General features: G+C 41.5%; 8 protein-coding genes. 4 read left to right on the top strand and 4 right to left on the bottom strand.

Features of this window, described 5'->3' with window-relative positions; genetic code table 11:
• The 3 genes from QTN94_RS15975 to QTN94_RS15965 all read right to left on the bottom strand — a co-directional run.
• Positions 1–608 (bottom strand): DUF2931 family protein (locus tag QTN94_RS15975; protein WP_331428231.1); only part of this gene is annotated, 608 nt, incomplete at its 3' end.
• 1 nt (position 609) lies between these two features.
• Complete coding sequence (locus QTN94_RS15970; protein WP_331428230.1) at positions 610–2,691, bottom strand: T6SS phospholipase effector Tle1-like catalytic domain-containing protein; 2,082 nt, start codon at positions 2,689–2,691, stop codon at positions 610–612.
• On the bottom strand, positions 2,688–3,470 hold the full coding sequence (locus QTN94_RS15965) for a DUF4123 domain-containing protein (protein WP_331417158.1): 783 nt from the start codon (positions 3,468–3,470) through the stop codon (positions 2,688–2,690). The genes QTN94_RS15970 and QTN94_RS15965 overlap by 4 nt, the downstream gene beginning before the upstream one ends.
• 610 nt (positions 3,471–4,080) lie before the next feature.
• On the opposite strand from QTN94_RS15965, the gene rplY reads away from it, so the two are divergent.
• The 3 genes from rplY (at position 4,081) to QTN94_RS15950 (ending at position 7,278) form a co-directional block, all read left to right on the top strand.
• Positions 4,081–4,359: a 50S ribosomal protein L25 gene (gene rplY, locus QTN94_RS15960; RefSeq protein WP_138973354.1), complete on the top strand. Its 279-nt coding sequence runs from the start codon at positions 4,081–4,083 to the stop codon at positions 4,357–4,359.
• Between the two features lie 314 nt (positions 4,360–4,673).
• Positions 4,674–6,560, top strand: coding sequence for a methyl-accepting chemotaxis protein (locus tag QTN94_RS15955; protein WP_331428229.1), 1,887 nt, complete (start codon positions 4,674–4,676; stop codon positions 6,558–6,560).
• A 292-nt stretch (positions 6,561–6,852) separates the two neighbouring features.
• Entirely contained in the window at positions 6,853–7,278 is a 426-nt protein-coding gene (locus tag QTN94_RS15950; protein WP_331417156.1) for a VF530 family DNA-binding protein, read from the top strand.
• A 97-nt stretch (positions 7,279–7,375) separates the two neighbouring features.
• Here the strand turns inward: QTN94_RS15950 and QTN94_RS15945 are convergent, their stop codons facing one another.
• Positions 7,376–8,626, bottom strand: a complete 1,251-nt coding sequence (locus tag QTN94_RS15945; RefSeq protein WP_331428228.1) for a DEAD/DEAH box helicase — start codon at positions 8,624–8,626, stop codon at positions 7,376–7,378.
• A gap of 411 nt (positions 8,627–9,037) precedes the next feature.
• On the opposite strand from QTN94_RS15945, the gene QTN94_RS15940 reads away from it, so the two are divergent.
• Complete coding sequence (locus QTN94_RS15940) at positions 9,038–9,628, top strand: response regulator transcription factor (RefSeq protein ID WP_331417154.1); 591 nt, start codon at positions 9,038–9,040, stop codon at positions 9,626–9,628.
• The last annotated feature ends 85 nt before the right edge of the window (positions 9,629–9,713 follow it).

Genomic DNA, 9,713 nt, shown 5'->3' with positions numbered 1-9,713 from the left:
TAGATTTCAGCATCGTTGCCAAAGGAATCCATATCGAGCTCCTTAATAGGTTCAAGCTCTGTAACAAACTTGTACTCACCACAGCCATCTAGCCACACTTTTGTATTTCCGTTGGGTAGAAAGCCAAAAACAATATCACTTCGGTAACAGTGAGTTTTAAAGCCGTCAAAGCGGGTGAATGGCTCTTTGGTGCTCATCACCGTTTTCATCTTAGGCGTTAGATCAAATTTGGTCGCAAAAAACCTTTGATTGGTGATTGAAGACCAGTAAATATAAACACTATCAGGAAGTGTCTGAGTTCCGCCAATTTGACTACTGAATCCAACCGGAACTCCCAAAGCTATACCATATCCACTGTAATCTTTATGTGACCGCTTAGCATATTCATATTTAGTTCTATATAGATACTGTTGATCATTATGTATAAATGATGTCCAATCATGCTCCTCATTTACTCCATAAGCTTTGGTTACTTTAGCTGGGTATAACGTTGACATTGCATAACCAATACGCCATTTAGGCATATCTTTCGGTACACTAGGCACCCGACTAAATGCATTAGCATTTGTAAAAACGATAAGCCCTAGCAGAGCAATAAACCACTTCATCTCACGACTCCTTCTGGCATGGATAGATCTCCCGCTGATAGCCCTCACCTACTTTGTTAGGTTTATTGGCAATGGTGTTATCGGAAGAATGATGGATTAAATTCGCATCAAATAACTTGTTTATAATTGGGCTATCTTTAATCTCTGCAACGTTGCTAATATTCAACTCTTCCAATAACTCACCGCTCTTCGCCGCCGCAAGCGCTTTATCACAAAAATCAGCAAAGCGATATTTGCCAATATTCGTTGGCACCGAATAATAGCTGTCTCCTGCTTCATACCAAACTTGACCGTCGATATCACTTAATGGCACGCCATAATGTTGTGCCAGGCCAAACATCACTCGCAGGTACAGCCTGGATAAGTCACCACTCACCACTCTTTTTTGATAGAGCGTCCCTTGTAAGCGTGTTCGCTTTTTACTTACAGTTCTAAGTAGCTGAAAGTCAATATGGTAGTCTTTGATATTCCAACCTAACGCCAGCTCGCGCTTAATAGTTGGCTCAAGTTTGGCTATTATTCGTCGTTTGACCTCGTCAATATTCCCATATCCGACTGGCTTGATGACTCGCTTGATTGGCTTGTTCTCTAATAAAGGTAACAAATAAGGTATGGTTAACCTGCGTTGACGCGATAATGTTGTGTAGGCGTTAAGGGAGTGGTAGCCACCACCGATATCCGAATGGGCACCAGGTACCACATACTCATGAAAGTGTTCGGCTGCATTGATACGGTTTAGACTAAAGTTGCGGCGGTATTCAGTTTTTCGGTGGGCAGTAAGATGGACAACCCGTTTGACTCTATCTGGGTCAAGCCACAATCTTACACCTCCATTGTTATTGTTGTGCGGTGATATATCTCCCTTTGTAAGGTCAACCATCGCCGCGACCGTATCAAAGAGACCAACAAATTTGATAGACACTGACGAATCACTATTCCAATTAAAGCCTGTTTTCATCTCAACGTCATTCGCGTTACAGGCTTGTGCCATTATTTCAGCAAATACACCGCGCTTTCCGTCAATAACTAGATTTACAAAGTGTCTCGCGGCTGCTGCACCACGGCTAAAGCCAAATACATCGAACTCAATTGAACTAAGCCCATCTATATTACTTTCAGAATATACTCGCGAGTTGGTAATACCCTTAAGGCTTTGAGATAGTTGTTCAATGGCAGTTACCACTTTAGCTTCGACGCCATACTTACCCAACCCCATAGCTTGCCCAATCAATACCGACTCATCGGCAGGTTTAGTGTTGTCCGTTTCATTGCCGGTGCCGATTCCTGTTATGTATTCAGGATGAACAAAAAGACGTTCTTTTTCTAAGTAAACATCACGTAAGTACAAATCATATAGCTTTTGAATATTGGTTGGTTCATTCGCTGCACTGCTCTTAACCGCATGATCCTCTTGCCAGAAAAAGCGAAACTTATCCTGTTCGGGAAACTTAAACACTTCCTCTGGCCACTCAATCGGCGGCCTATCTTTGTATAGGTTATGCAATGGATACCATTTGTGGTAGTAGCTATCAAGCTTACTCTTGCCCCACTGGGCGCTATAGGTGTTGTTGGCTGTTCCATCAAAGAACATCCCAACGCGTAACGTAATAAAGTTAAAGCCTCTTACTTTCAGTACATAGCTTTTATCGGTGATTAATTTAAGCTTATCTGCCTGCCCTTTTTGATGCCTAGATGGTAGAGATAACCCTTCGCTCAATTCGGTAAGGTCACCGGCGGTTACTTCAAAATAGCGTGTTGCACTGCCTTTATGGCCTAGATGATTGTCGGCAAACTCTTTCGTTGGATCACTGTCTGTTGCGCGGTTAGGAATACGCTCGTCACCTTGTGCCGCGGATATCCAAGCATCGCACTCTAACAGAATCGTTGCGGGGCCAGGCGCCATCCGATCAACAAAAATTGGACCATCATCAAGATAGATTGGAAATGCATTCCCTCCGTAGTCAAGGAGAGTTCCTCGCACTCCAGAGAAGGGACGGTTAAACTCATCGCGAATATAGATTTCTATCCAGTGAGTCATCCTGTCACAGGGTAAGCAATATGGGCTTGCGCCAGTAATACTCATACCCAACCCTCCTGAATCACTTTAAGTAGACTTAGTTCCTGCTCGGTGAGTCGCAATGGCTCTGACAACTGTAATAGATGAGAATTGCTTCGTTGCGCTAACTCAACAATCGCGCATGCCTCGAGCTCCGAAACGGGATATCCCAACTCAATTCCTCGCTCTAGTGCGTTTGATATCACTTGTAGTGGTTCATCAAGTTGTTCGAGAATGTCAGGGATCAGCTCCCAACAACGTTTTTCTATTGCAATGGCGTGATGCTTAGTGTTGTAGATCGGTGCAAGGTGGTGAGGTTGGAGTTTCCACCACGTCTCCTTCTTTAGCTCAAAGTGACTCTGAGAGTGGCGTGTGAAGCTAATTAACTTGTCATCAACTAACGCCAAGCTATCAATATTACCGAGAAATTGTTGTATTTCTGATGGCATCATCGCCTTTAGCATCGGCCCTATCACAACCTTGTCATAGAAACGGAATAGTACTTCTTCACCATCAAGCGCAGACATTAGCATGCTGCGTAAATGTCGAATCGTGGTTACTGAGCAAGTTGTGGCAATGCCTAAACCCTGATTAAGCAGGCCTTCATCCAACGCCAGTACCTCATCAGAAACTGGGATAAGCCATGGTGACAACGCCATGACATCTTTAAATGTATTCCCCCAAAACAGCGGAGCTGCATTATCAAACCCAAATCCATTCGACGTTAGTGCTTGATTATGAGTTCGTGCACAAACCAGCCAAAAGCTGTTAGGTTGTTGTTCTTTGAGCCAAGCCTTGAGCATCATTCACCTTCACGTTACAGAATTCGCACCTAACTGAATGGTAAAACGAGGTGCTTGAGTACATGGTGGCTTCAACCCAAAAGAAAACGCATTTAACTGCCCAATGTCATTTGTCTACTATTGAGCAATAGACCAGCAAGCGAGGATACGCCACAGCCATCGAAACTAACAAAAGGATCCTCCCCTTTAGTATCAATTGTGATTCAATTTGCCCGATATCCCAGGTAGATGACGTTAATGTGATTTCACTTCCACCAGCGAATATGACTACGTTTAAGTAAGCTACCCCACACCAAGCAGTAGCCCGATGGCTGAGAAAAAAGTAAAGGGGCGCCATGTTTTACTCGCTCGCTGTTACATAGTCACAGTCTTCACACAAGACGATGTTTAAGTGAAGAGAACGTACCTAATGAATCAAACTTAACCAGTTGATTATCATTGACGTTTGAAATGGCCCAATTCAGTGATTATCAGTTGCTAGAAATCAGATAGAGTGATAGTATCCGCGCTCGCTTACAGAGTTACTACCAATTTCTCTTGAGCGGTTAGCACACATAACAAGGTCGCATTGTTAGTGTGATTATGAATATCTTAAATTTTTGAGAGTTATACTATGAAATTTGAAGCAGTAGTACGTACTGAACTAGGTAAAGGTGCGAGCCGCCGCCTACGTCACGCTGGTAAATTCCCTGCAGTTGTATACGGCGGTGAAGAAGCAGCTGTATCTATCGTTCTTAACCACGATGACATCGTTAACCAAATGGACAAGCCTGAGTTCTACGAAGGTATCGTTCTAGTAATCGACGGTGCTGAAGTTAAAGTTAAGCCACAAGACGTTCAACGTCACGCTTTCAAGCCAAAAGTTGAGCACATGGACTTCATCCGTATCTAATTCCCGACCAAGGAATTAGTTGGATTAAATCCAGCCTTTTGCATATAAGATAATCGGCCTTACCATCCGAGAAATCTAAAAATTCGAAACCCCGATGCTACCAACATCGGGGTTTCACCGTTTTTGAGCCCTCAAAAACGCTCTCAATTCTCTTCAAGTTAAACGGGCATAGATTCATGTGACTAATTAGCTTAAATGGTTAATTTAAGGAATAATCCTACACCCCCCATCTTGCAACCTTACATGTATTTTATTTAATATTATTTGATTATCTAAGACTTGGGTTACTACCAAGTGAGAGCATAGGGTATTTTATGATTGTTTTTTTAAGTAAGAGAAATATTATTCACTCACTGAGTATAAAAAATAAGTTACTTCTTATTAACTTTATTATTTATATTGGAGTTGGTGGATATTACCTATACAATGAATACAATCAAGATAAAATCGAATACCTCGAGTTTGTAGGAAGAGAGAATACAAATAGTGTCATTGATTTACTCACTCTCAGACGTAACGAAAAAGATTTTATTGAACGCAGAGACGAACAGTATATAACTCGCTTTGACCAGACCTTTGAGCAGTTAACCACTCGTATTGACAATCTTCAACAAGTGGCTAAATCACATAAAATAAACCTTGCAAATGATAGCAACCAGGTCCTAGTAAAGCTCGAACAGTATCAAAAGCAATTTCACAAGTTAGCTAATGCCATAATACAGTTAGATGGTGAAACTGAGGCCAGTAGCGTGCGTGTTCAACTTACTGCACAAAGAGAACAATTGAAGCAGGTTATTGCTAAGCAAAATGATATGTTGCTTGAGTTATCTGGGTTAGAATTAGGCGAGGCTGACTTAGGCTATCTAGCCAACCCAAACCAGGACACCATAAAGCGATTTCAACAGAGCCTCGATCGTTTTACTCAGCAAGCATTAACCGATGATGTACAGACTGCTTTCGACCAATATAGTCAAATAGCGAATAATCATATAGAGCTCGTACAGTCACTTGGTTTAACTGCTAATCATGGTATGAGAAAGGAGCTAAGAGCAAATGTTCATAATGTAGAGCGTTCGATCACGAGTTTACAAAATGATATTCATGAAATTATCGAAGAGGATAAGGTTGCTCTTAATAGGGATCTAAATACCTTTGGTATCATATTGGTATTATCAGTCTCGGGGCTACTTTTTTTGATTGGCAGTACTATTTTAAAACGCATCAATGTCATTAATCTTCGTATGCAGCAAATCGCCACAGGAAATGGTGACCTAACGATTAGAATGAATTCTCAAGGTAATGATGAGCTAACAGCTTTAGCAAACTCGTTTGATTTATTTATTAGTTCTCTACATGAACATATTAAGGAGCTAGCTTCGGTGATTACTATACTCAGTGATAATTCGGATAAATCTGAGCAGTCAGCACTGAAAAGCATTGATAATGTTGAACAACAAAAATTGGAATCTGAGTTAGTGGCAACCTCAGCCAATGAACTGGTTGTGAGTAATAAAGAAATTTCCTCCAACATTGAGTTTGCAGCCAATAATGCTCAACTGGTGACGGAAGAAACTAAAAGCGCACTGGATATGATTTACATTACTGGTAGTAATATTGAGTCATTAGCAGAAAATATTGAGCAATCACAAGCCACCATTGTGGATCTGGAAGAGCAAAGTAAAAATATTAATCAAGTGGTATATTCCATACAGCGTATTTCTGAACAGACCAACCTGCTCGCGTTGAATGCAGCGATCGAAGCTGCTCGGGCAGGTGAAAGCGGGCGTGGATTCTCAGTCGTTGCCGATGAGGTGCGCCAACTCTCCTATCAAACCAACGAATCGACCAAACAGATTGAGTCAACCATTAAAGAGCTGTCACAAAACATTGTTCAGGTTGCGAACAAAATGTATATGAATGCTGAGCAAGCGAGAGAATCTAACTGCCATACACAACAAGTGGTCAAAGCGATTGAAAAAATCAACGACCGCGTCAATGAAATGTCTGATATTAACAGTCAAATCGCGACTGCGTCAGAAGAACAAGCAAAAGTGTCGAGCGAAATCGATCATAATATTACTCAAATATCACATTTGGCTAGTGACACTTTTGAAGTTGTCACTACTTCAGTGAAATACAGTGATGAAATTGCAGGAGTCAGTGACAAACTAAAAAATATTGTCGCAAATTTTAAGTATTAAACCACTTTATATAAATCTTATCTCTGTTTGATTTTTGGTCATGACTCCAACATGGAGAACTTGTGTTAAAATGGTAACCTTTTCACCCTCAAACAAGAAATCATGGCCACCATTCACGCGGTAAAGGGTAAAGGGTAAAGAGGACAGTCACCCCAAAGAATGAAATTACGGTGAGTGATTTACTGGTGCCTGTCCTTCTATTAGCTTCTATTGAAAATATTTTTCTATAGATATCTCTGCGGTAGATACTTTGTTAAACTCAGCCCTTTAAAGAATGAGACCCAAAAATTAAATGATGACTGACGAAGAAAGAATCGAACTGCAACAAAACAACCCACTGCACGGGCTAAAGCTAGAAACTATGTTGCAGGAGTTGGTGGATTTTTATGGATGGGACATTCTAGATGCAGCAATGCGCTTTAACTGCTTCAATACCAAACCTTCGATTGCAAGTAGCGTAAAGTATTTAAAGAAGACTGAATGGGCGAGAGAAAAGTTAGAGAACTTTTACTTATATCGTTTTAAGCGTATGCCAAGAGCGAGTGCAGAGGAATATGACCTACCACCAAGAGCTCGTACTTTTCCTCATGGGCTTGAGCCTAAAGAGCCAATGCAGCTAACGGTTGATTCTATTCTTAAATCACAGGCCAAAGCAGCCTCTGCATTTAAACAGCGCTCCCCTAGAGGACGTCCTTCACGCCGATCATACAACGCGTGAATTGGCAATAGAGTCCCATTTGACCTTTCAAATGAGGCTCTAAAAAATCGCAAGTGGATAGGTGAGCTGATTGCGCTCTTATCCACTTAGCTACTAGTTACTGCTTGCGCTTTTTGCTCTTTTTTCCTGTTCCGGCTGGCTTTGCACGCGGTTTCATCGGTTGAAAATACGCTTCACTCTGGTCGTCTTCCACCTCAAAACCTTCTACCTGTTCACGTTCAAGCTGGAACTTATTCTTCTTTTCGATCACTTTAAATTGGTGATAATCATCGTAATCAATCAGAGATAAGCCTAAACCGACTTCACCTGCACGACCACTACGTCCAATTCGATGCATATAGTCGGCAGGACTACGCGGAAGATCGAAGTTGATAACCACTGGTAGCTTTTCTATATCCAGACCACGCGCGGCAATATCGGTAGCGATAAGTACTTGAATCTCGCCTGACTTAAAGCCGTCAAGAACACGCGTGCGCGCTCCTTGTCCTTTGTCACCATGGAAAACCTCGGCGGTGATGCCACGTTTCGATAGTTTTTGAGCCAGATGGTTGCAAGCATTTTTAGCATTAACAAAAATCAATGTCTGTCGCCACTGATGCTGTTTAATGAGATGTGCAAGTACTGCTGTCTTTTGACCCTTGTTCACGCTAAATACACGCTGGACCAAAGTACTCGCTTCAGCGCTTTGAAGTTGAATTTCAATTGGGTCACTGAGCAAGTGCTGAGCCAAAGTCGTTACTTTTTCAGGAAAAGTCGCAGAGAAGAGCAAGGTCTGTTTGTTCTTTGGTAGTAGATCAAGAATCTTATTTAGCTCGTCGGTAAATCCAAGGCTCAGCATACGATCGGCTTCGTCGAGAACGAGCGTTTTTACTTGGTCTAGCTTGATAGCGTTACTCGAGATCAGATCAAGTAGTCGACCAGGAGTCGCAACGATAATGTCACTACCACCACGAAGTGCGAGCATTTGTGGGTTTACTGATACACCACCAAATACAGCGACTGTTTTGATCTTATCTCTAAGATGATATGAGTATGATTTTACATTATAGGCCACCTGAGACGCCAACTCACGGGTTGGAACTAGAATCAGGTGAGAAACAAAATTACCGCGACGAGTATTTGAGAAATCTTGCTCAAGAATCTTTTGCAGAATTGGCAACGAAAACGCGGCAGTTTTTCCAGATCCCGTGTTGGCACCACCAATGATATCTCTTCCATTAAGCACATGAGGAATGGCATGCGATTGGATTGGAGTTGGCTGGTGATATTCTAATTCATCTAGTCGCTCGACTAGGGTTGAAGTCAGGCCAAGGTCGGCAAAAGTCGTTTGCTGTGTTTTATCTATCATTACAATGAGTGGCTCAATACTGGCTAAAGGCCGTGTATCTTATGCTATTTGGCGCGAGGGTGTTAGCTATATTGATTCAACCACAATATTAGCGGCGCATAAACGAGCTTCCGAGCTCACTATTTTTATAAGGACAGTCACCTCAAAGAGTGCTTTTTATACAAAACACAAAAATGAAATGTAGCGAAATTGACAAAACGATATTAACGCTTATTCATATAAATCTTAATAAAAACACTATTGATTCACTATTGTTACAAAAGCCTATCACGTTCTTACTAGTATCTAAAAAGATATTCAGTTTGTGAAAGTACCCAATAGCTTTCACGTTTTAAGCTCGCTAAACGGCCTCCCTGCTAGGCGAGCTATTTTTTTTAATAGCAATAATAGTGAATAAGGATTTTTTGCAAAATGAATTTCCTATTAATAGATGCTCAACCATTATTTCAAAAAGCGTTAGAAAGTTTAATTAGAACCATCTACCCAAACTGTATTGTATACAAAGAGAGCTGCGCAGCGAAATCGAGCCAGGTCATACGCAACAAACGTATCGAAACTGTGATTTTGGATACTGAAATCAGCAACGGTAGCGGCATCGACTATGCCAAAAGATTGCGCTCACTGGGATTTGAAGGTGCAATATTGTTCATATCTTCATGTAATTCAAAAATGTACTCGCAGATCGCTCGCACTAACCGAGCCAATGGATTGGTGTACAAAACGCAAGATATAGAGACAATTCGAGCTGCGATATTACTCGTCAGTCAGGGCAAGGACGCGTTCGAATCCAGTGTAGCAATACCTGCCCAAAAAACTTCGAACCTATCTGCCCGAGAGGCGTTGGTGTTGTCCTATTTGGCGAAAGGATACTCTAATAAAAAAATATCTGAACTTCTCTCTTTGAGCAATAAAACGGTAAGTACTTACAAATCTAGAATATTAAATAAATACAATGCCAATTCCATTATCGAAATAATCTCCTTCCAAGGTTCCATCTCTTAATTACGCCCCTCCCCCTAATTAGCTCAGCCATTGGTTGAGTTATATACGCATGCATTTCAAATGACGGGATAACAACGTGATGGGT

Origin of the sequence: Vibrio sp. M250220, assembly GCF_036533795.1 — a bacterium.
GTDB lineage: Bacteria > Pseudomonadota > Gammaproteobacteria > Enterobacterales > Vibrionaceae > Vibrio.
The sequence above is the reverse complement of the archived record's forward strand: the minus strand, read 5'-3'. Positions and strand labels throughout refer to the sequence as shown.

Excerpts from the sequence above, each read along its gene's own strand:
- QTN94_RS15940 (WP_331417154.1), top strand. The coding sequence starts at position 9,038 with ATGAATTTCCTATTAATAGATGCTCAACCATTATTTCAAAAAGCGTTA.
- QTN94_RS15970 (WP_331428230.1), bottom strand. The coding sequence starts at position 2,691 with ATGAGTATTACTGGCGCAAGCCCATATTGCTTACCCTGTGACAGGATG.
- QTN94_RS15955 (WP_331428229.1), top strand. The coding sequence starts at position 4,674 with ATGATTGTTTTTTTAAGTAAGAGAAATATTATTCACTCACTGAGTATA.
- QTN94_RS15950 (WP_331417156.1), top strand. The coding sequence starts at position 6,853 with ATGATGACTGACGAAGAAAGAATCGAACTGCAACAAAACAACCCACTG.
- QTN94_RS15945 (WP_331428228.1), bottom strand. The coding sequence starts at position 8,626 with ATGATAGATAAAACACAGCAAACGACTTTTGCCGACCTTGGCCTGACT.
- QTN94_RS15965 (WP_331417158.1), bottom strand. The coding sequence starts at position 3,470 with ATGATGCTCAAGGCTTGGCTCAAAGAACAACAACCTAACAGCTTTTGG.
- rplY (WP_138973354.1), top strand. The coding sequence starts at position 4,081 with ATGAAATTTGAAGCAGTAGTACGTACTGAACTAGGTAAAGGTGCGAGC.